This is a genomic window from Pseudomaricurvus sp. ABR4_320, assembly GCF_056159445.1.
Genome location: NZ_JBSWVF010000004.1, coordinates 285614 through 311490, shown reverse-complemented (window position 1 = coordinate 311490; position 25877 = coordinate 285614). Strand labels below are relative to the sequence as shown.

Sequence of the window (25877 nt, the reverse complement as noted above, 5' to 3'; positions counted from 1 at the left end):
TGCAGAACCATTAGCGTTTGCGCTGCTCAGCAATAGAGCGCAAACACATTTCTGTTTGAATCATGAAGTGACGAAAGCTGAGGAACTGATCCTCGCGCAAGTCCCCTCCCAGAGTCCAGCGATCTGCATAAAAGACGGCTATACAGCGCTCACGTAAGTGAATTCCAGAAACGAAGCAAGGCAAGCCTCCGGTAACCTTAGTAATCTCCTGAGGACATAGCCTTGGAGACTGCTCGAGCATCTCAGGATTTATCCACTGGGGCTCACGGCTTTCAATCGTGCGTGCAAAAAAATTCTGACTGCGACTCCCACAGCTAAAGTCAAACCGGTCGCGCCACGCGTCTGTCCCGCTCCCCAGGATAAACTTCGCTGAGACTCGATTCTTCTGCACAAACCCCAACACCACCCTCTCCAGTCCAACACCACGATGCAGCCCCTCCAAGACCATTTGCAGCACTGTATTCACATCCAATCGATCTGCAATGGCATTTGAGAGATCACGCAATACGTTTAATTGCACTTCATGATTGGCCTGAAGAGGTTTTTCTGGTGTTTTCTCCACCTCATCACGCTCCTCCTGAGTGCTGCTCGGAATCAGCGGACAGATCTGTGGGGCACCGTAGGTCAATGCAAAGGTCGCAGCCTCCTCCGCAGCCTCTTCCAGTGCTTTACGTGTTTCTGCAACACTTTGGCCGGTGTAGTGTGCAACCTTACCGATAACCGATGTCATTCTTTGAGATTTCCATCCCTCCAGCGCCGCCTGGCTGACCTCCTCGCCCAGACACACAGCAACCACTTTTTCAGACGGTTTTTTCGGGGGATACAATGCCTGCTCGAGAGTTCCCCCAAGCTTCCAAAGTTGCGCTAACGACTTGGTCAAGGATTTAAACGTGCAGCCTAGCAGCTGATCCGCAATCACTTTGGGGTCTTCATTCCCCTTATCGAGGCGGGCATCAAACTCGTCAGCCGTATCTCCTCCCGAACTCCAAAAAGCCATTTCGCCAAGGTGATAAAGCAAGCTGGCAACGAAAACTTCCTCTTGGACAGCGGCATTGGTTTTACGGCACAGGGCTCGCGCCTGAACTGCACTGTGGAAAGCTTGGGCCATCTGACTCAAGAGCCGACTGCGGGGATTTCCCCCCAGGAGAGAATCGATCATGATGACGCCGATACAAATTGCTCGAACACCTTCAAAGCCGATCATTACGATGGCTCTACTGACCGTGTTTATTGGATAACTGGTAACGTTGTAAGTAACGCTGTTAGCAATTTTAAGAACCTGAGACGTCAGGTTCGGATCTTTCAAGATCGCGTCAGCCAACTGATTGACTTCAGCATCATCGTCGCCGGTCAGCTCGTTCAATTCTTGAACGACATTCGCCAAGACCGGCAGTTCTGACTTTCCCAGGCGTTCCACCCAAGCATCAAGACCTTTAGTCGTCATTATTGCCGTTTTATTTGTTTTGCTGCTAATCAGGGTTCAAACATCTGGGGCAAAACTGTAATCCAAGGGCGAGCAACGCCTATGATGGCCGCCAAGTTCGCAATTCATCAAACAGGGATTTATCTGCCAACCACACCCTACAAGTGTAGTTCAAAATAGCTCGTCAACGGGGGATTTCGTATTCAGGAGGGAAATTATAGTAGCGAGGCTCCTTGGCGGAGCCCCGGACAGCAACAGCGAAACGTTATCTAGTAAACCTTTATTTCCGCCGCTTCACTTAGAGAATTTTGGTATACAGCCAGCTCAGCGTCTCCGTTTTGAGAACCCAGCCGCTCCAAGATACCGTGTAATTGTTCCTTGTCCAATTCCGGTGTCTCGCCTTTTTGTACATCCGTTAACAGGGCAAAGCCAAAGTCACCGCCCATCAGTTCAGCAGATACAGCAACTGGAGCACCACCAGGACGCGGAGCGGCAAATACTTCCGCTAGCAATCCAGGAGGAAGCTCGGCGTCATCACGCAACGCTTTATCTGCAGATTTCACTTCTAAGCCGCGCGCCTCTGCGACCTCATCTAGGCTAGCGCGATCGGTAACCGCTTTCTTAATTTCAATGATTTCGCTATCTAACTGCTCACGAGTACGCTCTGCCGTTAGGAGGTCTGTGATTTCTTCGCGAGAATCCTCCAATGACTTGGGCTCAGCAGGACGATATTCTTTCTTTTTAACAACGACGACGTGGCGGTCACTCAGCTCGATCAAGTCACTTGCAAGATCCTCATCGAGCACCTGTCGACTGAAGGCAGCACTGACCACTTTAGGTTCGGCCAATACGCCGTCACCACCTTGACGACCAAATAAATCGGACTCATGCACCTCAAGCCCCAGCTCATCCGCCGCTTCTGTCAGACTGGCGACACTGTAGGTAGCATCCGGCAGTTCGTCGAGCAATTCCACATATCGGGATTCTGCCTCAGCTAGCTGCAACCGCTCGCGAATAGTTTCCTCTTCTTCAGCGAAGGTCGGAGGCTCCATTTCCTTCGTATCCACCAGCTTAATAAAATGGGTACCGGCATCGGTTTTAACCGGAGCGGAGACTTCTCCGGGTTGAAGATTGGCTAATGCTTCCTCAAAAGGCTGCGGAAATGCAGTGCCATCGGTATAGCCCAGATCACCGCCCAAATCCCGAGAACCGAAGTCGTCAGACTGTGTTTTTGCGACTTCCGCAAAATCCTCACCATCGGCAAGGGCTTTTTCAATTTCAGCGATTTTCTGATCCGCACCTTCACCATCTTCCACAAGAATATGGGCCGCGTGTCGTTCGATACCTGATGGGAAGTTTTTCACTTCCTGCTCGTACTGAGCACGAATCTCATCGATGTCTACGTCAATAGTTGTCGCCAAATCATCCAGATTTATCTCCAAATACTCAACGGACACCTGCTCTGGGTTCATGAAATCCTGGCCATGATCATCGTAGTAAGATTGAATTTCGTCGTCGGACAGCTCGATCCCCTCTCGAACTTTCTCCGCAGGTAATACGATGTAGTCAAAGGAACGAGTTTGGCGGCTTAACGCAGACAGGCGCTCCAAATCAGCCTTCAAGGCAAAACCGGTATCGGTGATGGCCGTTGCATGCTGGCTGACCAGAATGTCTTCCGCCATTTGCTGCTTATAGGTTACCGGTGAAAATCCAGCATTGCGCAACAATTGTGTATAGAGTTCTGGACTGAATTTACCGTCTACCTGAAATTGCGGCGTTTCGACAATAAAGGAGTCGAGAGTTTTTTCACTGACGGCCATACCGCCGTCCAGTGCCGCCTGGCGTAAAAGCTCCCGCTGCTGCAATTGCGTCAAAACCGGTCCGCGCAGACTCTCATCGGACAACATCTCTGTCGGAACCTGATCTCCAAAACGCTCTTGCATCTGCTGGCGCTGCATCTGCAACTGCCGCTGCAGCTTTGCCTCAGAAATCGGTTCTCCGTTAACTTCCGCTACGTTGCCTGAAGCAGAGTCCTGCATAAATAGCGATTCCACCCCAAATAGTGCAAAAGGAATGATCATTAATCCAACAATGATGATCGCAACGGTGCCTTTAAGATTATCTCTGAGAGCCTGTAGCATAACGAGTCAGTATGAGTCCTGAGAAGCAGACAAATGAAAGAGGTTGCCAACATAAGTGGCAAAACCCCTAGAAGAAAAAAGGCGCAGAGTTTGCGCCTTCCATGCTAATCCTTCAGTGCCTTCCAGAGGCTTAATTTTTTAATTCCCACCGTCACCAAGCTTGGTGATTAAAATAAACTGCATTAATGGGTGGGAAAAACAAAATTAGTTAACAGCGTCCTTGAGAGCTTTACCTGCTTTAAAGCTAGGAATTTTAGCCGCAGCAATCTCGATGGGAGCTCCGGTCTGTGGGTTACGGCCAGTGCGAGCCGCTCTCTCTTTTACGGAAAAGGTTCCGAAACCAACCAAAACCACTTGGTCGTTTTCCTTCAGCGCTTTGGTCACAGCATCGACCATCGCATCTACAGCGCGACCAGCAGCTGCTTTCGGTATATCAGCAGACGCAGCTACAGCTTCAATCAGCTCAGATTTATTCACACTTAACCCCTTTTTATAAAGAAAAAATACAAGAACAACCGGAAGGATATTGCAGGAATGTGCTTAAAGATTTGATCCCCAGCCCTCCCTGATACAGGAGAGGGCGATTTATACCAAGTGGCTCATAACCGGTCAAGGTCAGTTTAACGAAACCTCACACAGGCCGGGGCCAGAGATCAAATATAGAGCGAAACGAACAAATTCCAACCAGCCAACTTACGCTACCTTACGTATCAGTGAGTACTGATACGTGTAGATTTGCCAGAATCGCCATCGGCCTCTGCTTGCAGAGCCTGAAACTCTTCATCGGTAAATGGCTTGGGCATATGCTGAAGCGCAACTTCTAGGACTTGATCAATCCACTTAACGGGGATGATCTTGAGATCACATTTAATGTTCTCAGGAATTTCCTTGAGATCGCGCTCGTTGTCAGCAGGAATCAAAACCGTCTTGATTCCACCCCGATGGGCCGCCAGCAACTTCTCTTTCAGACCACCGATCTTCAAAACTTCTCCCCGCAGAGTAATCTCCCCTGTCATCGCGACATCCGCTTTAACCGGGATCTGCGTGAGAATAGATACCAGTGTAGTACACATAGCGATACCTGCACTGGGACCATCTTTTGGCGTTGCGCCCTCAGGAACATGGATATGAATATCACTCTTATCAACAAAATCCGGAGCAATTCCTAAAACTTGAGATCTCGATCGAACAACCGTCAGCGCAGCTTGTATGGATTCCTGCATCACATCGCCGAGAGAGCCGGTTTTGATGATACGACCTTTGCCCTTTACAGCCGAAGACTCAATCGTGAGCAGCTCACCCCCTACCTGGGTCCAGGCAAGGCCTGTTACCTGACCAATTTGATTTTCTTCCTCTGCAACGCCAAAGTCGAACTTACGAACGCCCAGGAAATCCTCCAACATTTCAGGAACAACAGTATCTGCAGAGATCTTGTTGTCTCGCACATGACGAGTAACGATCTTGCGACAGAGCTTGGCCACTTCCCGATCCAAACCTCGAACACCAGCCTCTTTTGTGTAGTAGCGGATGATATCGCGAATCGCGTCATCAGAGACGGAGAATTCATCCTTCTGAAGACCGTTATTTTTCATCTGCTTAGGAATCAAATAGCGGCTGGCAATCTTGAGTTTCTCATCCTCGGTGTAGCCAGGAATCCGAATCACTTCCATTCGATCCAACAACGGGCCGGGGATGTTCATCGAATTAGATGTACAAATAAACATCACTTCGGACAGATCGTAATCTACCTCAAGATAATGATCATTGAAGGTATTGTTCTGTTCGGGATCTAAAACTTCTAACAAAGCTGACGCCGGATCACCCCTGTTGTCCATGCCCATCTTGTCGACCTCATCCAACAAAAAGAGAGGGTTTCGGACTTTGACCTTGGACATTTTTTGAATCAGTTTACCAGGCAACGAACCAATATAAGTTCGTCTATGACCACGAATTTCTGCCTCATCACGTACGCCCCCCAGGGCCATACGAATGAATTTACGATTGGTTGCCCGGGCAATAGACTCACCTAAAGACGTCTTACCAACGCCAGGGGGGCCAACAAGGCACAATACCGGTCCTTTAATTTTTTTGACCCGCTTTTGAACCGCCAAGTACTCGAGGATCCGCTCTTTAACTTCTTCGAGACCATAGTGGTCTTCTTCCAGGACCTTCTCTGCACGAGCCAGATCGTGCCTAACCTTGCTGCGTTTAGACCAGGGCACATTGATCATCCAATCAATATAAGCCCGCACCACTGACGCCTCAGCCGACATTGGCGACATCATTTTAAGCTTGGTCAGCTCAGCACGTGTTTTGGTCTCAGCCTCCTCTGGCATCTTGGCTTCGGCGATCTTGTTTTCCAACTCTTCCAGCTCGTTGGGCTCATCGCCAATTTCGCCAAGCTCCTTCTGGATGGCTTTCATTTGCTCATTCAGATAGTACTCGCGCTGGCTTTTCTCCATTTGCTTTTTCACCCGACCACGGATGCGCTTCTCGACCTGAAACAGATCGATCTCGGCTTCCATCAGTCCCAGCAAATGCTCAAGGCGCTCACGAATGTCAGCCATCTCGAGAATTTCCTGCTTTTGCGCCAACTCGAGAGACATATGGGCTGCGACGGTATCGGCCAACCGGCCCGGCTCATCAATACCAGACAGAGACGTCATAACCTCTGCAGGCACTTTTTTGCTGAGATTCACGTACTGCTCAAACTGGCTCATAGCTGAGCGCAAGAGCGCCTCAGACTCTTTGGGCTCAATATCGTCGGACTGGAGAATGTCGACATCTGCGCGAAAGTGGGTTCCGCTTTCATCGATCGCTTCAACTTTTGCGCGATCCACCCCCTCGACCAACACCTTCACGGTACCATCTGGGAGTTTCAGTAATTGCAAAATCGTAGAGACAGTTCCGATGGTATAGAGATCGTCACTGCCTGGGTCATCATCAGAGGCATTTTTCTGTGCCAGCAACAAGATTTGTTTGTCTGCAGCCATGGCGTGCTCCAACGCCTGTATAGATTTTTCCCGGCCGACAAACAGAGGAATGACCATATGTGGATAGACAACCACATCCCGCAAAGGCAACAGCGGCATCTGGTCAGCAGCGGTAGAAGCATCGCGATTTTTACTCATCATTTCACCTACACTGTTCATTCTTTACTAAGAATGGGGTCAGCAAGCAAGAAATGCAACGTTGAAAAACCGTGAAATAAAAAAAAGGAAGCCTTAGCTTCCTTTTTCAATAGACCATCGTCAAATATCGGTCATTATTCATCCGGAGCTGCTTTCGGCGCCTTTTTCTGCTCAGGTTCGGCCTCTTTTTCCGCTGTTTCATAAACCAGCAAAGGCTCTGCCTCTCCTTTGATAACGGAGTCATCAACAACAACTTTGCTGACACCCTTTTCCGACGGAATCTTATACATGGTATCTAACAACACAGATTCCATGATGGACCTCAAGCCACGCGCCCCTGTTTTCCGCTCCATCGCTTTGTTGGCAACAGCCTCCAACGCGTCCTTACGGAAATCAACTTCCACACCTTCCATCTCAAAGAGCTTGGAATACTGCTTGGTGAGCGAGTTTTTCGGTTCGGTAAGAATTTGTACCAATGCCGCCAAATCTAACTCTTCGAGAGTTGCAATAACAGGCAGACGCCCCACAAATTCAGGAATCAGCCCGTAGCGCACCAGATCTTCCGGTTCGAGGTCTTTAAATGTTTCACCCACATCTTTTTTGCTGTCTTTACTTTTGACGACAGCACTGAAGCCTATGCCACTCTTCTCGGAACGATCGCGAATGATTTTATCCAATCCCGCAAATGCTCCACCACAGATGAAAAGAATGTTGGACGTATCGACCTGCAGGAACTCTTGCTGCGGATGTTTGCGCCCGCCCTGAGGAGGAACGGAAGCCACCGTACCTTCAATCAACTTCAACAACGCCTGTTGCACACCCTCGCCAGAGACATCCCTTGTTATGGAAGGATTGTCCGATTTGCGTGAAATCTTGTCGATTTCATCAATGTAAACAATGCCTTGCTGCGCTTTTTCTACATCGTAATCACATTTTTGCAGCAATTTCTGGATAATGTTCTCAACATCTTCACCAACATAACCAGCCTCAGTGAGCGTTGTGGCGTCAGCGATCGTAAAGGGAACATTTAACAAGCGTGCCAGCGTTTCCGCTAGAAGTGTCTTACCACTACCGGTAGGACCAACCATCAAGATGTTGCTCTTACCTAGCTCCACCTCATCCTTGCTGCGCTTTTCACCTGCGCGCAATCGCTTGTAGTGGTTATAAACCGCAACAGCCAAAACTTTCTTTGCGCGGCTCTGGCCAATCACATAATCATCGAGAATCTCGGAAATTTCTTTCGGTGTCGGCAGCTTTTCACTGCTGCTCTCAGAATTACCTTCCTGGATTTCCTCCCGAATAATGTCATTGCACAGATCCACACACTCATCACAGATGAATACGGATGGTCCGGCAATCAGCTTACGCACTTCATGTTGGCTTTTGCCACAGAAAGAGCAGTACAGCAGTTTCCCGTTGTCATCACCGTTATCGTTTGTGTGGTCGGTCATCAAACCTCTCCATAAATCATCTTCATTGTTACTAGTATAACAATGCTTTCGTCGACTTCATTTTTCAAGCGACTTTATAAATACGTCTTATAAAATGTGAGGCAATTGGACAACATTGCCCGCAGATAGCCACGAAAAAGCAAACAGTTCTTATAAATGCGGCCAATTCTGGTCTACTTCAATCGTTAGGCCCCAACAGCAGCCTGTTAAAAAACGTAAACCATCGAAAAGAGACACAAAATTGGGCTGATCAACGGCCCCAGAAACTGAAGCCGTAAAGGTTATTTTAGCAAGAGTTACGCCGGTGCAACCCGATTGGAAAGCACATCGTCCACAAGACCATACTCTTTTGACTGCTCAGCACTCATAAAGTTATCCCGCTCAGTATCGACCGCAATTTTGGCGACATCCTGACCGGTATGAGCCGCCATAATCTCATTGAGACGCTCGCGGGTTTTGAGGATTTCCTGTGCGTGGATATGGATGTCACTTGCCTGCCCCTGAGCCCCGCCACTGGGCTGGTGAATCATGGTGCGAGCGTTAGGCAAAATAAAGCGCTTGCCTTTGGCTCCCGCCGTCAGCAAAAACGCTCCCATGCTACACGCCTGGCCAATACACATAGTGCTGACATCTGGCTTGATAAATTGCATGGTATCGTAAATCGACATTCCGGCCGTGACCGAGCCACCCGGCGAGTTAATGTAGAGGTGGATGTCTTTGTCGGGGTTTTCAGCTTCCAGAAACAGCAGCTGAGCAACGACCAAATTGGCCATGTGGTCTTCGACCTGACCAACTAGGAAGATAACTCGCTCTTTCAGTAAGCGAGAGTAGATATCAAAGGAGCGCTCGCCACGTGCAGTCTGTTCGATGACCATCGGAACAAGACCACCAGCATTGCGAATATCGGGCGCTTGAGAAAAAGAATCAAAGGTTGCCATGCGATTTTAAAACACCTCTTACTGAATTGGCTCTTAGGCGAGGAGGTAGTTACGCTTACCACTCCCACTTTGGTGGGATGGAGCTTACCCCCTGTTCTGAAAGGAATCCAGAGTCGACTACCGCTATTAGCAAATATTCCTTTTGTCAATAGCGGCTTACGCGAAACAGACGAACTAAATCGCTGGCAAATTGATCAACCTTCTTGCGAGGCAGGTTTTACCGCGTCCTCGTAACTGGTTGACTTTTCAGTCACTGTCGCCTGCTCCAAAATATGGTCGACAACCTGGTCTTCCAGAACAGCTGACTCAACACCACTGAGCAGCTGCTCATTAGAATAGTAGTAGTTAATGACTTCTTCCGGGTCTTGATAGGTCGATGCCAACTCTTCAACCATCGCTTTTACGCGATCACCATCGACTTTAATCTCAGCGGACTTAACCAACTCAGCGACAATCAGCCCCAGAGCCACCCGCTTATCGGCCTGCTCTTTAAACATATCGTCTGGCAACAAGGATTTAAGATCCAGATCAGGACGCGCACCACCGCCGAACTGCTGCATCATTTGCCCACGCAGGCGGTCAATTTCCTCAGCGACGAGAGCTTTTGGCAAATCAACACTATGCGCCTCAACCAACTGGTCCATGACTTGGTTCTTAACTTTGGCGTTTACCGCATTTTTGAGCTCACGCTCCATATTCTTGCGGACTTCATCGCGGAACTCGGTTTCGTCTTCCGTCTCGATACCAAATTTTTTGTAGAGATCTGGATTTAACTCAGGCAGCTTGCGCTCTTCGACTTGATGCAATTTGATCAAGAACTCAACACTTGCGCCCTTCAAGTCTTCTGAATGATAGTCTTCAGGGAAGGTCAGCAACAGAGTTTTCTCTTCACCGGCGCTCATACCAACGATGCCGTCTTCAAAGCCCGGAATCATTCTGCCCGATCCCAACTCAAGCTTTTGATTTTCAGCAGACCCGCCTTCAAAGGCCTCACCATCGCGAGTTCCGGTGAAGTCGATGGTGACCTGATCACCATCGGCAGCAGCACGCTCTACAGCTTCCCAGGTAGCCTGCTGCTTGCGCAGAGTTTCGATCATCGTATCGATGTCTGCGTCTTCAACGGTTGCGGTCGGTTTTTCGACACCGAAACCCGTTAGATCACTCAACGCAACTTCTGGGTAAACTTCAAAAGTAGCGATGTATTCGAAGTCTTTACCTTCCTGGATGTCGCCCGGATCAATTTCTGGCTGCCCAGCAGGACGAACTTCTTGCTGCTGCACGGCGTCGAAGAAGGATTTATTGACAACTTCGCCGATAACTTCCTGGCGCACACCGGCACCGAAGCGCTGCTTAACGACTTTAAAAGGCACCTTGCCTTTACGAAAGCCGTTGAGACGAATAGTTTTGGCCGCTTCTTGAAGACGCTTGGTAACCTCTGATTCCACTTGATCAGCGGGGATCCCAACGGTCATTTTCCGCTCTAGGCCACTAGTCGTCTCGATTGAAACCTGCATGTTCATCCTCGTAATTTTTGCGTAGGCGAGTCATGTGAATGATGAGCGCCATTCACGCCTCTGGTGTAAATTTCAGAAAGTGGTGCGGACGGGGAGACTTGAACTCCCACACCTTGCGGTACTAGAACCTAAACCTAGCGCGTCTACCAATTCCGCCACGTCCGCTCAGCCAAAGGCCATGAAAACCTGAAAAGGCGTTTTAACTTATTGTTTATAAAGGGAAAAACAATAGAACCCAACGACCTGTCTGGCGAGGGGCTGGGATTTTGCCACAGTCGTTCAATGGGTTCAATAGATCTGTCGCTTTAGATGCAATTTCTCTGCTTTTTTCACCCCTCCCGCCTTCCAATGACGAGAGGAGGAAAGCGGATGGGAGCGCTATCCGTAGTAGCTTTTTCCGGCTGACGCCATCTCCCGCTGTTTGTCCGTTGCAAAATACAACTTACCCAACGCTTTGTAGGTGTCACACAATTCGACAAATGCAGAGATGCCAAGACTGTCTACCCAACGTAGACCCCCCCCTCGAAATCGCGGGAATCCCACGCCATAAATCAGTGACATATCCGCCTCGCCCGCGGTTTCCACAATCCCCTCTTCTAGACAGCGTGCCATTTCTGTCGCCATGGGGATCATCATACGGGCGATGATGTCATCGTCACTAAACTTGCGAGTCGGCGCACTGACGGTGGCAATTAAGTCATAAGCGTCCTTATCGACCGCTTTTTGCGGGCGCCCCTTACCATCGGCGTCGTACCGATAAAAACCCTTGCCATTTTTCTGACCGTAGCGATTGTTTTCATACAACACATCCGCGGCGGTCTTGCTGGCTTTGGCCATACGATCGGGAAATCCCTCTGCCATCACCTCTTCGGCATGATTACAGGTATCAATGCCAACAACATCCAGCAGATAGGCTGGCCCCATCGGCCACCCCCACGCCTCCATGACCTGATCAATGTGTTGGAAGTCCGCCCCATCTCTCACCAACCCGGCGAAGCCGGCCAGGTAGGGAAACAATACTCGGTTCACCAGAAATCCCGGGCAATCTTTAACGACAATGGCCTTTTTGCCAAGAGAGTTCGCATAAGCGACTGTACGTGCCACCGCCAGATCTGAGGTTTTTTCTCCTCGAATAACCTCGACCAGAGGCATGGCGTGTACCGGATTAAAGAAATGCATGCCACAAAAATTTTGTGGCCTTTGTAAGGTATCAGCCAGGCTGGAGATCAAGATGGTCGACGTATTAGAGGCAATTATGGCGTCGTCTGAGATTTTCTCTTCCACTTCAGAGAGCACAGACGCTTTGATTTTCGGATTTTCAATGACCGCTTCAACAACCATATCGACAGATTCAAACCCAGTGTACTCTAGGGTTGGCGTGATTCGAGCGAGGGTTTCCCGGCTCTGTGCCTCGGTCATCCGCCCTCGACTGACCTTTTTAGCCAGCAGCGACTCGGCCTCCGACATCCCCAGATCGATCCCTGGCTGAGCAATATCCTTCATCAGAATTGGCGTGCCCGTCAGCGCCGACTGATAGGCGATTCCACCGCCCATAATACCGGCCCCTAAAACAGCGGCGGTAACAACCTTTTTATCGGCTTGCTTTTCCCATTGCTTGGCGCGCTTCGACAACAATTGATCGCTGAGAAAGATACCAATCAGAGCCTTGGCAGAATCTTCCTCGGTCAGCTGCAGGAATGTCTCCTGCTCTAATCGCAAGGCTTCTCCACGCTCCGAGGTGATAGAATGCTGTATGCAGCGTATGGCCGCGAGAGGCGCCGGATAATTTGGACCACTGACTTTCATAGCCGCAGCGGTGGCTTGCTCAAAGACAGAGGCATCAACGGCTTCTGCTGGCGATGTCTTCAAAGCGCGGCGCCGAGCAACATTCGCGGGGGTTTCGATCAGCTCCTCTAACAGAGCCTTGGCTTCTGTGATCAATTCGTCGGGTTCAGCCACCTTGTCGACTACGCCAGCAGTTGCCGCCTGAGCAGCACTAACGGGCCGCGCACCTGCGATCCATTCCAGGGCAGCTGCACAGCCAGCCATCCTTGGTAGACGAACCGTACCGCCCCAACCGGGAATGATACCGAGACTGGTTTCCGGCAAGCCGACTTTCGCAACACTGCTAGCGACCCGGCCATCACACCCGAGACAAACTTCGAGTCCGCCACCGAGGGCAAATCCATTGATCGCCACCACCACCGGCACGTTAAAATCTTCCAGACGATTGATGTTGTCCACATTGCGCTGAACAAAGCTCCGTGTCGCAGCAACGCCCTCAGCAAACACGGGTAGAAATTCAGTGATGTCCGCACCGACAATGAACACGGATTTACCACTGGTGAGCAACACTCCCCGAAGCCCCTCTTGCACCTCGAGAAGATCCAGCACCTGAGTTAATTGCGAGACAGTCTCCGCATTAAATTTATTAACGGACTCTCCCTGCAAATCGAACGTTACTTCGGCAATGCCATCAGCCCCTAGGTTGACGGTTAACGCAGATCCCTCAAATAGCATGCTGATCCCCATTCGGATGTCATAAAATTGAAAGCCATAGATAAACGCCAACAGAGTGTCGACGCATCCGCGTCATAGTAACGTCAGCACGCAAGCTGCCGCTACCGCCAATTGAGAGAGGGTCACCACCTCGGAAAGACCAAAAACAACTCAGACGTCAAAACAATGAGATGGAGACTAATCGCAGCTAGCAAACAGCCATTTGGCACCGATCACCAATGGCTCAACTTGATAGAGTGTCCCTGGGGAAATCGAAACAGCGCCGCCATAGCTCAGCGCCATTTCAGCGGAAAGGGTTTTACACAAAACCTCGCCAGCAGAAACCAACAGCAGCGTCTGGCGCGACGCAATAAAGCGCAGGGCTTGCGCGTCTCGCTCTGCTTCACTGTCGTAGGAAAAAGACTTCACTTGAAGTTCAGCGAGACCACGATCCAAAGGCAGCTCGGCCCTTAACTGAGTAAAGCCATCTTCCACCAAGGCCACAGAATCCAACCTGGCAAGACCTTGGGAACCGACTTTCAGAGTGAAAAAATCCGCCAAGGTGAGCGGGAAACCGTTGAGTACTTTCTCAAGAGAAACCACCGAAGGGCTGACCGAGCCTTGCTCAATCACAGAGATAGCGCTATTGGGGACCCCTGCTCGCTTGGCCAGCTCCCGCTGTGACCAACCGTAAAATTCACGAACTGCCTTTAGACGAATTCCCAACTGTGCCGCTGAAACCATGGGTCAGGACTCCGTCCCTTCCCACATCAGGTTAAATCCTCGTAACGGCTGTCCACGATCGGAAATTGAATGGGGTTTTCATAACCTGGTATCTGCATGCTTTCGGCGTGGAACTGAATCGCCTCATCGTCGATCATATCTTCACCGAAGCGATAGACGACATCCAGCTGCCCGTGCATAGCCCGCTCTTCGTAGGCGGCCATGGCCTCAGCACTGGCTTCAGCGCGCTGCTCATAGTCAACCATAGCCTGCTTACCGTAACGTTTTTCAAGCAGACGACGTACCGCCAGGGGCGACAACAACACACCGGTAGCGTTGTTGCCCCCGAACCCCTTGGAGTTGATAAAACAGCACTCCAGCGCCGAGTACTCGGAATCCGTTAACGAGATGCCCAGGCGACTTTGAATCACATCGGCCGCAACAGCATCAATGGTTTTAATTCCAGGAACCAGGCCACTGGCGAAGCTGCCGAGCGCGGCGACAACCTGATCGCCACTGGCCGGCCCAAGTGAATGACCCACGTACGCCTTGACTGCTGCAATAGGCCAGTGCTCTATACCGAACGCCTCAGCGACTCGGCTTAATAGCGAGGACTCCGTTACCCGGTTGGCCGGTGTGCTAGAGCCGTGAGCATGAACGAAACTGTGTTTCTGAACCGGAGCATCGCCAAGCAACGCTTTCGCGGCAGAGACGGCCTTAGCCATGGTGATGAAATTTCCGGCACCAGGCGCAGAGATGGAACGCTTATAACCATCGGCGTTAACAAAGACATCGGTGGCAGCACCGTGAATCTGGGCGCCCATGTCCATCGCCAGAGCGTCATCCATAAGCACCACAAACTGTGCAGATTCGGCAATCGTGAATCCGCAGTTTTCACCAAATGGCCGACTGGAGCGTCGTAAATCCGGAGTCTCAGTGCCTTCGATTTTTTTGAGACCATCGTAACTGCCCAATGCACTCATGGCAGCAAAGCCATCAATAACTTCCTGGGACAGAGGCGCTTCGGCGTTACCGACAATGGCCACTCGCGTACGACCGGATTGAATATCGGAAATGGCCAGTTTTAGGTTGTAGAGAAAGGTCGCGCAGGCGCCGGTCATACTTCCGGTACTCCCAACGCTCCCAAGCACATATGCATTGATAAAGTCGGCCGACATCGTGTTCAAGCCGAGCGGCAACTGCTTCGCCTGAACTCTATGGCCGCGCAGCCGAGACTGCATCATCCCGGCAATGCCGAACTGGTCCGCCTGACCGAGAATATTTCCCGAATAAACGGCGACCTGATCCGGCCCGACGCGATCAAGAATGTCTTGCCAGGGAATTCCCGTAGAATAAAGCGCATCGCTGACTCCGGTAACCGTCATTTGCAATGCACGGGGATGAAAATGAGAGTTATAGAATTCGCCTGGATCAAACCCCGTCGGCAACTGGCCAGCGGACTTCACCGGGAAGTCTCGCAGAGAATCCGCTCGCACTTCGGCCCCGGCAGGCAAGGTCACGTGTACCTTTTGCCCCTCTTTTTCGGTCACCACCCAACCTTCCGGCAGTGGCTCGGGCAGTTGCCGTCGGCTGAGAGTAAATGACACCCCCTCTTCATCGATCGACAGGGACTGCTGCCAAGGAGCGGCATCGACATCAAACACGCTGGGTTCAATGCGTCGTACCAATGTGGCGCTTAAAATTTCATTTTCCAGTGCTGCGGGGAACTTATCCATAGAAATTGGAGTCCCATCGGCTAGGCTGTAACGCCCATCTGCGCCGACACGAAGCAATTTTGTCATCACCCCCAACCCGGTCAGAATACGAACCTTACTGGCTGAAGGCAGGCTTTCAAACACCATTCGTTTAAAGCCGTGATGACAGGAACTTCTGCCGGCCGCGTTATAACCGCCGAAACCAACGATCAAAGGTAGAGCAGTCATGGGCGTCCTCGATGAAATTATTGCTACAAGTTAAGCAGTTTATTCCCAGTTCGACCACACCTTCACTGTCAAACCGGTCACGATTACCGCATTATTAGCCAATTTTTTGTTTATACTCGTTTTACTCCAATAATTATTGCACCAGGGATTCATGAAAAGACGTTTGGGAGCCACGTTTATAACGATCGAAGGAATGCTCGCGACCAGCTTGATTCTGCCCATCGAGATGATGCACGCTGCGGAAAATGCCGCAAAAGCGCGCGACAGCAAAGCACCACGATTGAACATTGCGACAGCCTCGGTGGCCGACAGCAAGGTCAGCACCCTGTCAGGCCTGTCCTTTTCTCCGGATCTGACGCTAGACGACATTGCATCGACCGACATGGTGATTTTGCCGTCACTCTGGCGTAACCCTCGCCCTATCGTTCGAAAAAACCAGGCACTGCTGCGGTGGCTCGCACAACAGCATGAACTGGGAACTCGTCTGATTGCTGTCGGCACCGGTGCTTGTTTTCTTGCAGAAGCAGGAGTTTTGCGAGGGAAAGCCGCCACGACACACTGGCATTATTTCGATCAATTTCAACGGGATTACCCCGATGTTGATTTAAAACGGCAGTACTTTATCACTCAATCGAGCAATGTGTACTGTGCCGCCAGCGTCAACGCCGTCGCCGATTTGACGGTGCACTTTATTCATCGGATTTATGGCAATGACGTTGCCAATCACGTTCAAAGAAATTTTTCTCACGAAATTCGTCGTCCCTATGAAACCACCAGCTATTTTGACGACAAACATCACTACCACCCCGACGAAGATATTGTGCAAGCGCAGATTTGGATTCAGGACAATATCGATCGTGATTTTCGACTCAGCGATGTGGCAGTCCGCTTTGGCATGAGTGTTCGAACCTTTAATCGGCGTTTCAAAGACGCGACCGGGAAAACACCACTGCAGTATGTTCAGGAATTACGCATCGATATGGCAAAAGATCTACTGCAGACGTCGAATCTATCGATCACCGAAATCGCTTACAAGGTGGGCTATCAGGATATTGGGCATTTCTCAGCCCTCTTTAAGAAACAGCTGGCAACGACGCCCAGTGGCTACCGCTCCACGGTAAGAGCCAAGCTCTTTACCGCCGACTGTTAAACGAGATACATCAAAAAATATAAAAATGGCGCCCGCAGGCGCCATTTTATGTGGTGAAGAGACGACTTTTAGGCCGCATTCACATCGTTGCTGGCATCGCCGGACTCGAGTCGATTCTCCTGCTTGCCATCCAGGGCCTCATTGACCGAAATCTGAATGGTACGTGGCTTCATCGCCTCTGGAATTTCTCTTACCAGCTCCACATGCAAGAGACCATTTTCCAGTCTCGCAGACTCAACTCTTACATGGTCTGCCAGTTGAAAATGCCGTTCGAAGTTGCGTGCCGCGATCCCCTGGTGGAGAAACTTTCGGTCCGTATTGTCACCACCATGCTGGCCTTTGATTTTCAGAACATTTTGCTCTGTTTCAATGCTCAGATCCTGCTGGCTAAAACCCGCAATAGCCATGGTGATGCGATACTCATTCTCGCCCAACAATTCAATGTTGTATGGAGGGTAACCGCCCTGTGTCTGCTCCACCCGGGTCAGGTTATCGAGGATGTTTGCCATACGGTCAAAACCGATTGCAGTGCGATAGAGTGGTGAAAAATCTGTATGTCTCATGATTCATATCCTCATTTTTAAGCAATATGTTGTTGCGACCATCTCATGGCCATAAATGTAATGCGACCGGACACCCGCGTCGCTTTATAAGCTCCTCTCATGAGCAAGCTTGATAACTAATGTGGGGTGATCAAAAAGAGTTTCAAGGTTTTTCTACATTTTTTTGTCACTCAAAATCTCCTGATAGCTGTTTGGAGTGAACCAAATTTGCTCGATTTGAGGACTCCCTACGTATTTCTTAATGGGTTAAGAAAATATCTGCATAAGCGGACCGACTTTAGGGGTTTTTTGCATGCGGAGCCTGTGACACACTGACCTTACAAACGATAACAGGAGAATAATGATGCCCCGCTATATACTCGCTATCGACCAGGGAACCACCAGCAGCCGGGCTATTGTCTTCGACGAAAAAGGTCAACGCATCAGCCAAGCGCAGGAAGAATTCCGCCAGATCTTTCCAGCCAATGGCTGGATAGAACACGACCCGGAAGATATCTGGTCCTCCACGCTTAACGTCTGCAAAGGCGCCATTCTCGAAGCGGGCATCTATGCCGACGACATTGAATGCATAGGCATTACCAACCAACGCGAAACCACCATCGTATGGGATGAAGATTCGGGTAAGCCCATTTACAACGCCATCGTCTGGCAAGATCGGCGCACCGCTGATCGCTGCGAAGAACTGCATTCACAAGACCTCGAGCCACTGATCACCAAGAAAACAGGGCTCATCATCGATCCGTATTTTTCGGCAACTAAGCTGGCGTGGATACTTGAAAATGTCGAAGGTGCGAGGGAAAAAGCCGAACGTGGCAAACTGAAATTCGGTACGGTTGATGCGTTCTTACTCTGGCGCCTGACCGGCGGCAAATCTCACAAAACTGACGCAACCAACGCCGCTCGCACCATGCTCTTCAACATTTACGATCAGCGCTGGGACCCTGAATTGCTGGAATTACTGGGCATTCCAACATCCGTTCTGCCGGAAGTCTGCGACTCTGCATCAAATTTCGGCGTAACGGATCCCTCCCTTCTGGGGGCCGCTATCCCCATCACGGGAATTGCAGGTGATCAACAGGCAGCTCTCGTGGGACAGGCGTGTTTTGAGCCCGGTATGGCCAAAAGTACCTACGGGACTGGCTGTTTCATGATTCTCAACACCGGTAATAAGCCTCTGCAATCTCGTAATCGCCTGCTGACGACCGTTGGCTACCGATTGAAAGGCGAAGTGACCTACGCGGAAGAAGGCAGTATTTTTATCGCGGGAGCGGCAATACAGTGGCTTCGAGACGGACTCAAACTGATCGAAGATGCCTCTCATTCGGAAGATCTGGCGAGAAGTGCAAATCCTGACGCCAGCGTGTATTTGGTCCCAGCATTTACCGGCTTAGGCGCACCTTATTGGGACCCGAAAGCCCGCGGCGCCATTTTCGGTTTGACCCGAGACACGGGTATTCAGGAAGTCGTTGCTGCGGGTCTGCAATCGGTTTGTTATCAGACCAAAGACCTGCTGGAAGCTATGAAAGACGACGGTTGTGCCGACTTCGAGCGACTGCGTGTGGATGGCGGCATGGTCAAAAACAGCTGGGTCGTGCAGTTTCTCGCCGACTTGCTCGACTTGACGGTTGAACGCCCCACCATCACCGAGACCACCGCGCTGGGAGCCGCCTATCTGGCCGGCCTGCAAACCGGAATTTTTTCCAGTCTGGAACAAATCAGCGAGCTTTGGCACTGCGAAACCGCCTTCCAACCCAATATATCGACGACCGATCGGGAAAAATTCTACAGCGGCTGGAAAGATGCCATTGAGCGGGTGAAGACAAACTAAATTGTGGGTAATATCGCGCCACTCCGGTCACAAACACGTCTTGTCGCGATATGACTCATCGAGCTGATACCCAGGACTACCGCCAGCTGTTTCTGAACAGTGCACCCATCATGGATGTACGAGCGCCCGTGGAATTCCACCAGGGCGCTTTTCCAAACGCGATCAATGTGCCCTTGTTGGATGACGTGCAACGTCACGCCATTGGTTGTCGATACAAAGACCAGGGACAGCAGGCTGCCATCGACCTCGGCTGGGAAATGCTCACACCGCATCTTGATAATCGAGTTGCCCAATGGGCGGAATTTGCCAACCAGAACCCGCAGGGTTACCTCTATTGCTTCCGAGGCGGTTTGCGCTCTCAGTTAACACAGAAAATCCTACGCGACCGAGGTATCGACTATCCCCTTATTACAGGCGGCTACAAAGCCATGCGCCGGTATTTGCTGGAGGAACTGCGCAACAATATCGCAACGATTCCCTTTATCGTGATCGCCGGCCGAACCGGATGCGGGAAAACACGCGTTCTACAACAGCTACCCCAGGCCTGCGATCTGGAGGCATTCGCCGGCCATCGCGGATCCGCGTTTGGGACTCGTTTATCCCCTCAGCCAGCGCAAATTGATTTTGAAAATGCCATCAGTGTACGGCTTCTCAAGCTCGCGGCAGAAAACCAACACGGAGTGCTTGAAGACGAGGGTCGGCTGATTGGCAAAATCAATCTACCGCCAGATTTGCAAACGGCCATTGCCAACGCGCCGCTCGTCATATTAGAGACGCCTCTAGCCGAGAGAGTAGCCTATATCGTTGAAGATTATGTCTTGCAACCCCTGCAAGACTATATTCAGCGTGACGGCAGACAACAGGGCGAAGACAGTTTTCGCCGATTTTTTCTCGGCAGTCTCTACAAGATTCGCAAACGTTTAGGTGGTGTGCGATACCAAGCGCTTCACGATACCTTTGAAACGGCGATTAACCGTCTCATCAGCGAAGGTGACAGCGATGCGTTCACATTAGGAATAGAACGGCTACTCATCGAGTATTACGACCCCATGTATGACTATCAACTTAAACGTAACACCCGCCCCATACTCTTTTCAGGGAATGCAGAAGCTGTTACCCATTGGCTGTCGAGCTATCACCCCTGAAGGATCAGGACACTTTTAATAACGCTTTACCAAGGAGCACGAAAATGCGTTATTTGTTGCTAGTTTTTACACTTCTCAGCGCCATAGCTGCCACCGTAGCAAATGCTCAACCGACCTTTCGATTTACCGCAATTCCCGATGAAGATGAATCTCGCCTAAAAGCCCGATTTACACAGGTCGCCAATTATTTTTCCGAGACACTCGGTGTGGACGTGGAATACATTCCGGTAAAAAACTACGCTGCAGCGGTGACGGCTTTTCGAAACAATGACGTGCAGCTCGCCTGGTTTGGGGGGCTCTCTGGTGTACAGGCGCGACAACTGGTGCCCGGCAGTCATGCCATTGCGCAAGGGTACGAGGATCAGTTTTTTAAAACCTATTTCATTGCCCACAAAGCCAGTGGGCTGCTGGATTATCGAGATCCAAAAGTTTTCCCTAAAGCAATGTCCGGTAAAACCTTTACCTTCGGTTCTAAGGGGTCAACCTCTGGTCGCTTGATGCCCGAGTTTTATCTTCGCCAAACTTTCGATAAAGCGCCGGAAGACGTATTTTCTCGGGTGGGCTTTAGTGGCGACCATAGCCGAACATTGGCATTAGTCGCCGCAGGATCTTATCTGGTGGGCGCACTGAATTATCAAGTCTGGGAGTCTGCTGTCGCCGACGGTAGTGTAAACACCGATGAGGTCAACGTCATTTGGGAGACACCGACCTACCCGGACTATCAGTGGACTTTGCGAGGCGATGTTGACAAGACCTGGGGAAAGGACTTTTCCAAGCGGGTTCAAGAGGCACTGCTAACACTGCAAGACCCAGACATCCTCGCCGCTTTTCCACGTAAGTCTTTCGTTCCTGCCAGCAACGACAACTACGCCCCTATCGCAGATACCGCAGTCGCTATCGGGCTGATCGATGCGCGATGATAGCAACGAATAAATTTGGTGCGGCAATCGAATCCTCTGTCGCACCTTTGTTTTCCCTGCAAGACGCCGACGTAGGCTACCCAGACCATGTCGTTTTGCAGCAAGTGACCCTTTGCATCTATCCCGGAGAGAAAGTCGCTCTTTTGGGTCCTTCGGGCTCCGGCAAATCAACCCTACTCCAACGCTTGCGCATCCAGCAACCGATGACTGTCTCCTGGTGTCCTCAGGAGTCCGGACTGGTACCCATGCTGTCGGTGTATAACAATATTTATATGGGAACCCTTGAGCGCCACTCAACGTGGCGTAACCTACTCAATTTGATCAAACCGCGACGCGCGATGGTCAATGAGGTTCGCGAACTCAGCGCATCTTTAGGCTTAGAAAACCTCCTATGGCGACCTGTCGAACAGCTATCCGGAGGGCAACAACAGCGTGTCAATATCGGCAGAGCCATCCTGCAGCAGGGCGACTGCCTGCTGGCGGATGAGCCTGTCTCCGCTCTAGACCGACAACAAGCGACCGAGATACTCACACAGCTGCAGCAGCGCTTTACCACCCTGGTTATCGCCCTGCACGATGTACAGCTGGCCGTGTCGACCTGTGACAGAATCATCGGCATAAAGAATCGGCAAGTCTGTATTGACGCCCAGGCCGCCGAGGTGGATGCCGCTGATTTACAAAGACTGTATGACTGAAGCGATATCCGCACCGAAAGCATCGATGCGCAAGACCAGCTTACTGCTTGCGACGATCGGCTTCCTTTGCTTGATTTTCTCTGATATCGCTGTAATCGGTATCTCACCCTGGCGGGAACTGCAACGCATAGGCGCAGGCCTGCTGCAGCCCAAGGTCATGGAGTGGTCTGAGTTTTTCAACGCAGCCCTTCAGACACTGGCATTTGCTCTGGAGGGCATCTTCCTTGCCGGTAGCGCCGGCTTTCTCCTTGCGCTCGGTTACCAAAAGCGATGGATTCGCTGGTTATGTGCTTTTTTGCGATCCATTCATGAACTCTTCTGGGCTCTGATTTTTCTACAGCTGTTTGGACTCTCTCCCCTTACCGGCGTGCTTGCTATAGCAATCCCCTATGCCGGAACTCTGGCAAAAATCTACGGTGAGCTGTTAGAGGAAGTGGACGCGAGACCTCGACTCAGTCTGAGGCAGCCCAATCGGTTATCCGCGTTTTTCTACACCAGTTTACCACTCGCCTGGCACAATATGAAAAGCTATACCAGTTATCGCATGGAATGTGCATTGCGCTCCAGCATTGTGCTGGGTTTTATTGGATTACCTACCCTGGGGTTTTATTTAGAGTCAGCGCTGCGTGAAGGCCGGTATCATGAAGGGGCCGCCTATCTCTACGGGCTCATCGGACTTGTGGTAGCTTTAAAGTGGCTCTTACACCCTCGATTGCTGACGATCTTAATCGCCGCCGCGTTTCTATACCTGCCCCCGCTGGCGACCATTCATGCTGACAATATCGTTCGATTTTTCAGTCAAGATATCGTACCGGCGCCGTTGCGCATGGGCTGGCAAGACGGCAGCACGTTGGCCCTGTGGAGCTGGTTGGTTGACCTCTTTAAAGATCAGCTTCTACCGGGAATTACCAACACACTGCTACTGAGCCAAAGCGCTTTAGTCCTAACAGGATTACTGGCACTTCTCTGGTTTCCGTTAAATTCCAGTCATTGGCTTAATGGCGTATCAAAAGTTGGCGGAGATAGCTTTCTCATCCTGTTGCGGAGTTTGCCAGAATATCTTTTAGCGTTTATCGGTTTGTTGATCTTAGGCCCTTCCATGTTACCGGCGATACTGGCACTCTGCCTCCACAACGGCGCAATTTTAGCGCATCTGTTAGGCCGGTTTAGTGAGGATGTTCGTCTTAGGCAGGATGCCTGCCGAGGAGCCAATCGCTATGCTTACGAATTGCTGCCACGTCTTTACCGGCGTTTCCTGGCACTGCTGTTATATCGTTGGGAGGTCATTTTGAGAGAGAGTGCGATACTGGGCATGCTCGGCATCGCAACCCTGGGCTTTTACATTGACTCAGCCTTTGAAGAGCTTCGATTCGACCGTGCGGCATTACTTATTTTATGTACCGCACTGCTGAACATCTGCGTTGACAGTTTCGCCCGCTGGCTGAGGCATCGCTTACACTTAGCGACCACCGTAGAAAGCCGCTAAATGAAGCCGTCCGCCACCTATTATCAAGACCTTGTTCTCGTCGGCGGAGGCCACAGTCATGCGCTGATGTTAACGATGTGGGCGATGCAGCCCCTTGCCGGGGTGAGAGTTACACTAATTTCCAACCAATCCCTAGCGCCCTATTCCGGTATGCTCCCGGGTTTAATCGCGGAGCGCTATACACACGCCGAGACGCACATTGATCTCCACGAATTGACCACGGCCGCCGGAGTTCGCTTCATTCTCGGCAGAGTGACGGGTATTGACCTTGAGAACAAACAGATTCTACTGGAAGACCAAAACCCGGTGGGATTCGATGTAGTCTCAATCAATACAGGTATTCAGCCGCGGGTCAGCATTCCAGCAGCGCCGGGCCGCTTAACTCAGGTCAAACCCATCGCCGATTTCTACACACGCTGGCAACACGTTAAAAACGTTATAAACAGCGCGCCAGAAAAGTCGCTGTCCATAGCCGTCGTCGGCGGTGGCGCAGCAGGCGTCGAGCTGAGCTTTGCCATTCATCAAGCACTGGCAAAACCGGATAAAAAACACTGCCAAACGCGAGTTTCCCTTATTCAGGGAAGCCACCAGCTGTTGCCAAATTATCCGCCGACCGTAACTCGACGGGTGGTATCCCTCATGAACGAAAGAGGTATTCACTACGAAACAGGCAGCCGCGCCGTTGAGATCAGTGCAACCGACGTTGTATTAAGTAATGGCCGACAGCGACCTGCCGACCATATCTTCTGGTGTACACAGGCTGGCGCGCCTTCGTGGCCTGCTCAATCAGGACTCGCAACCACTGCCGGCGGGTTTGTCGCCGTGAATACTTTTCTACAATCAGAATCCCACCCATTTGTCTTTGCTGCGGGAGATGTTGCCCAACAACCAGACCAGCCATTGCCGAGGGCGGGTGTCTTTGCTGTAAGGCAGGCTCCCGTATTATTCGATAATCTGCAGCGTTATTTATTGCGACGTACACTACACCCCTTCCGGCCCCAGAAATACTTTCTCAGCCTGTTGGAATGTGGCGATACCGCAATTGCCGCACGAATCTCCTCCGGTCAAGGCGCGGGTTGGATACGCCGTCAAACCAACGGAATCTTAAGCGCCGAAGCGCCGTGGGTCTTACGCTGGAAAACTAGGATTGATCGCCAGTTTATGGCGCAGTTCAGAGAGCTGCCACCATCCAGTGATATGTCGCTCCAGCAAAACCGAATTCATCCGGTGCTAAAAAAGTCCGAAGATACGGATACTCTACCTCCAGATATGCGCTGTGGAGGGTGTGCGGCGAAGGTGAGCGGCGATACGTTGAGCCGAGTACTTAAGGACATCCAACCGTTTACGAATGATGATGTGGTCAGCGGATTACGAGGCGGTGAAGACGCCGCACTGATTCGTACCCGTCCAAATCAGCTACTGGTGCAAAGTGTCGACATGTTTCGCACCTTGATTGACGACCCCTGGCTGCTCGGAGAAATTGCCGCAGAGCATGCCCTCAGTGATTTGTTCGCCATGAATGCCACCCCTCACAGTGCCTTGGCGATCGCTGTGGTTCCCTTTGCAGCAAACACCCTGATGGAAAGGGATTTACGACGATTGCTGGGCGGTGCCAACCATGTTCTGACACAGCACCAATGCGCATTGATTGGTGGTCACAGTGCCGAAGGACAGGAACTGGCGCTAGGGTTTTCGGTCAATGGCTGGCGCGAAGAAACGCAATTATTACGCAAACACGGACTTAACCCGGGTGACCAACTGATTTTAACCCAGCCCCTGGGGTCAGGCGTCACCTTTGCTGCACAGCCGTTACGGCAAGTCGCCGCACCGTTGATTGATAACGCCCTACACTGGATGCGTACCAGCAACCGGCAGGCTGCTGCCATATTCAGACACTACGGCGCGAGCGCCTGTACCGACATCACCGGCTTTGGCTTGGCGGGGCATCTAAGGGAAATGTTGCACGGTTCGTCACAGCAGGCGGTCATCTCGCTACGATCGATTCCTACCCTTCAAGGAGTGGAAAAATTGTTTACCCAAGGCATCGTCAGCAGCCTTCATCAAGCCAATCAACGTCAGCTGAAAAGTCAACTGATCGTGGTAGCCAATATAAGCGATCACTTGCTTCCCATCATTTATGATCCTCAAACATCCGGAGGTCTACTGGCAGCCGTTGCCAGCAATCAAAGCAATGCCTGTCTCGTTGCACTGCAAGACGCGGGCTACAATGAAGCGAGAATTATAGGTCGAATTGAGCCGGCAACGACAGACAACTCTCGCATCGTGATCGCAGATTAAATCCTCGTCTTTCTCACATATTTAAACGT

18 protein-coding genes and 1 tRNA gene are annotated in these 25877 nt (G+C 51.0%); 7 read left to right on the top strand and 12 right to left on the bottom strand.

The genetic code is table 11. The features are described from left to right. Positions 1 to 10 precede the first annotated feature (10 nt). From ACXAFR_RS10450 to ACXAFR_RS10400, 11 genes are all read right to left on the bottom strand, one after another. Positions 11 to 1444 (bottom strand): HDOD domain-containing protein, encoded by a 1434-nt coding sequence (locus ACXAFR_RS10450; protein ID WP_475176417.1) that lies wholly within the window; start codon positions 1442 to 1444, stop codon positions 11 to 13. Between the two features lie 248 nt (positions 1445 to 1692). Further along, positions 1693 to 3564 carry a SurA N-terminal domain-containing protein gene (locus tag ACXAFR_RS10445; protein ID WP_475176416.1) on the bottom strand — a complete coding sequence of 624 codons (1872 nt, stop codon included), beginning with the start codon at positions 3562 to 3564 and terminating at the stop codon, positions 1693 to 1695. 204 nt (positions 3565 to 3768) lie between these two features. Then, positions 3769 to 4041, bottom strand: a complete 273-nt coding sequence (locus tag ACXAFR_RS10440; RefSeq protein WP_475176413.1) for an HU family DNA-binding protein — start codon at positions 4039 to 4041, stop codon at positions 3769 to 3771. A gap of 233 nt (positions 4042 to 4274) precedes the next feature. Further along, positions 4275 to 6695, bottom strand: a complete 2421-nt coding sequence (gene lon, locus ACXAFR_RS10435; RefSeq protein WP_475176411.1) for an endopeptidase La — start codon at positions 6693 to 6695, stop codon at positions 4275 to 4277. A 134-nt stretch (positions 6696 to 6829) separates the two neighbouring features. Next, a complete protein-coding gene (clpX, locus tag ACXAFR_RS10430) occupies positions 6830 to 8146 on the bottom strand; it encodes an ATP-dependent Clp protease ATP-binding subunit ClpX (protein WP_475176410.1) in 1317 nt (438 codons plus the stop codon). A 296-nt stretch (positions 8147 to 8442) separates the two neighbouring features. Continuing rightward, positions 8443 to 9084 (bottom strand): ATP-dependent Clp endopeptidase proteolytic subunit ClpP, encoded by a 642-nt coding sequence (gene clpP, locus ACXAFR_RS10425; RefSeq protein WP_475176406.1) that lies wholly within the window; start codon positions 9082 to 9084, stop codon positions 8443 to 8445. A gap of 194 nt (positions 9085 to 9278) precedes the next feature. Continuing rightward, positions 9279 to 10598: a trigger factor gene (tig, locus tag ACXAFR_RS10420; RefSeq protein ID WP_475176402.1), complete on the bottom strand. Its 1320-nt coding sequence runs from the start codon at positions 10596 to 10598 to the stop codon at positions 9279 to 9281. 80 nt (positions 10599 to 10678) lie between these two features. Further along, positions 10679 to 10763 (bottom strand) — tRNA-Leu (locus ACXAFR_RS10415). A 213-nt stretch (positions 10764 to 10976) separates the two neighbouring features. After that, complete coding sequence (gene fadB / locus ACXAFR_RS10410; protein WP_475176400.1) at positions 10977 to 13118, bottom strand: fatty acid oxidation complex subunit alpha FadB; 2142 nt, start codon at positions 13116 to 13118, stop codon at positions 10977 to 10979. A gap of 177 nt (positions 13119 to 13295) precedes the next feature. After that, complete coding sequence (locus ACXAFR_RS10405) at positions 13296 to 13841, bottom strand: helix-turn-helix domain-containing protein (protein ID WP_475176399.1); 546 nt, start codon at positions 13839 to 13841, stop codon at positions 13296 to 13298. Between the two features lie 26 nt (positions 13842 to 13867). Next, positions 13868 to 15763 (bottom strand): beta-ketoacyl synthase, encoded by a 1896-nt coding sequence (locus ACXAFR_RS10400; protein WP_475176397.1) that lies wholly within the window; start codon positions 15761 to 15763, stop codon positions 13868 to 13870. Between the two features lie 151 nt (positions 15764 to 15914). On the opposite strand from ACXAFR_RS10400, the gene ACXAFR_RS10395 reads away from it, so the two are divergent. Further along, a complete protein-coding gene (locus ACXAFR_RS10395; protein WP_475176395.1) occupies positions 15915 to 16913 on the top strand; it encodes a GlxA family transcriptional regulator in 999 nt (332 codons plus the stop codon). Between the two features lie 68 nt (positions 16914 to 16981). Here the strand turns inward: ACXAFR_RS10395 and ACXAFR_RS10390 are convergent, their stop codons facing one another. Continuing rightward, a complete protein-coding gene (locus tag ACXAFR_RS10390; RefSeq protein WP_475176393.1) occupies positions 16982 to 17476 on the bottom strand; it encodes an Hsp20 family protein in 495 nt (164 codons plus the stop codon). Positions 17477 to 17816: 340 nt separating this feature from the next. Here ACXAFR_RS10390 and glpK point away from each other — a divergent pair, with 340 nt between their 5' ends. From glpK to selD, 6 genes are read left to right on the top strand one after another with little or no spacing between them, the layout of a single operon-like run. After that, positions 17817 to 19304 carry a glycerol kinase GlpK gene (glpK, locus tag ACXAFR_RS10385; RefSeq protein WP_475176391.1) on the top strand — a complete coding sequence of 496 codons (1488 nt, stop codon included), beginning with the start codon at positions 17817 to 17819 and terminating at the stop codon, positions 19302 to 19304. A gap of 50 nt (positions 19305 to 19354) precedes the next feature. Then, positions 19355 to 20449, top strand: coding sequence for a tRNA 2-selenouridine(34) synthase MnmH (gene mnmH / locus ACXAFR_RS10380; RefSeq protein WP_475176389.1), 1095 nt, complete (start codon positions 19355 to 19357; stop codon positions 20447 to 20449). A 44-nt stretch (positions 20450 to 20493) separates the two neighbouring features. Beyond that, positions 20494 to 21369: a putative selenate ABC transporter substrate-binding protein gene (locus ACXAFR_RS10375; RefSeq protein ID WP_475176387.1), complete on the top strand. Its 876-nt coding sequence runs from the start codon at positions 20494 to 20496 to the stop codon at positions 21367 to 21369. After that, complete coding sequence (locus ACXAFR_RS10370; protein ID WP_475176386.1) at positions 21366 to 22064, top strand: ATP-binding cassette domain-containing protein; 699 nt, start codon at positions 21366 to 21368, stop codon at positions 22062 to 22064. The genes ACXAFR_RS10375 and ACXAFR_RS10370 overlap by 4 nt, the downstream gene beginning before the upstream one ends. Continuing rightward, the gene (locus ACXAFR_RS10365; protein WP_475176384.1) at positions 22057 to 23550 is read left to right on the top strand and encodes a PhnE/PtxC family ABC transporter permease; all 1494 of its coding nucleotides are present in this window, start codon (positions 22057 to 22059) and stop codon (positions 23548 to 23550) included. The genes ACXAFR_RS10370 and ACXAFR_RS10365 overlap by 8 nt, the downstream gene beginning before the upstream one ends. Continuing rightward, the gene (gene selD / locus ACXAFR_RS10360) at positions 23551 to 25848 is read left to right on the top strand and encodes a selenide, water dikinase SelD (protein ID WP_475176382.1); all 2298 of its coding nucleotides are present in this window, start codon (positions 23551 to 23553) and stop codon (positions 25846 to 25848) included. Positions 25849 to 25877 lie beyond the last annotated feature (29 nt).

What these genes read in the sequence shown, in the direction of transcription:
- ACXAFR_RS10450 (WP_475176417.1), bottom strand. Translation starts at nt 1,444, where the DNA reads ATGACGACTAAAGGTCTTGATGCTTGGGTGGAACGCCTGGGAAAGTCA.
- ACXAFR_RS10445 (WP_475176416.1), bottom strand. Translation starts at nt 3,564, where the DNA reads ATGCTACAGGCTCTCAGAGATAATCTTAAAGGCACCGTTGCGATCATC.
- lon (WP_475176411.1), bottom strand. Translation starts at nt 6,695, where the DNA reads ATGAGTAAAAATCGCGATGCTTCTACCGCTGCTGACCAGATGCCGCTG.
- clpX (WP_475176410.1), bottom strand. Translation starts at nt 8,146, where the DNA reads ATGACCGACCACACAAACGATAACGGTGATGACAACGGGAAACTGCTG.
- clpP (WP_475176406.1), bottom strand. Translation starts at nt 9,084, where the DNA reads ATGGCAACCTTTGATTCTTTTTCTCAAGCGCCCGATATTCGCAATGCT.
- tig (WP_475176402.1), bottom strand. Translation starts at nt 10,598, where the DNA reads ATGCAGGTTTCAATCGAGACGACTAGTGGCCTAGAGCGGAAAATGACC.
- fadB (WP_475176400.1), bottom strand. Translation starts at nt 13,118, where the DNA reads ATGCTATTTGAGGGATCTGCGTTAACCGTCAACCTAGGGGCTGATGGC.
- ACXAFR_RS10405 (WP_475176399.1), bottom strand. Translation starts at nt 13,841, where the DNA reads ATGGTTTCAGCGGCACAGTTGGGAATTCGTCTAAAGGCAGTTCGTGAA.
- ACXAFR_RS10400 (WP_475176397.1), bottom strand. Translation starts at nt 15,763, where the DNA reads ATGACTGCTCTACCTTTGATCGTTGGTTTCGGCGGTTATAACGCGGCC.
- ACXAFR_RS10395 (WP_475176395.1), top strand. Translation starts at nt 15,915, where the DNA reads ATGAAAAGACGTTTGGGAGCCACGTTTATAACGATCGAAGGAATGCTC.
- ACXAFR_RS10390 (WP_475176393.1), bottom strand. Translation starts at nt 17,476, where the DNA reads ATGAGACATACAGATTTTTCACCACTCTATCGCACTGCAATCGGTTTT.
- glpK (WP_475176391.1), top strand. Translation starts at nt 17,817, where the DNA reads ATGATGCCCCGCTATATACTCGCTATCGACCAGGGAACCACCAGCAGC.
- mnmH (WP_475176389.1), top strand. Translation starts at nt 19,355, where the DNA reads ATGACTCATCGAGCTGATACCCAGGACTACCGCCAGCTGTTTCTGAAC.
- ACXAFR_RS10375 (WP_475176387.1), top strand. Translation starts at nt 20,494, where the DNA reads ATGCGTTATTTGTTGCTAGTTTTTACACTTCTCAGCGCCATAGCTGCC.
- ACXAFR_RS10370 (WP_475176386.1), top strand. Translation starts at nt 21,366, where the DNA reads ATGATAGCAACGAATAAATTTGGTGCGGCAATCGAATCCTCTGTCGCA.
- ACXAFR_RS10365 (WP_475176384.1), top strand. Translation starts at nt 22,057, where the DNA reads ATGACTGAAGCGATATCCGCACCGAAAGCATCGATGCGCAAGACCAGC.
- selD (WP_475176382.1), top strand. Translation starts at nt 23,551, where the DNA reads ATGAAGCCGTCCGCCACCTATTATCAAGACCTTGTTCTCGTCGGCGGA.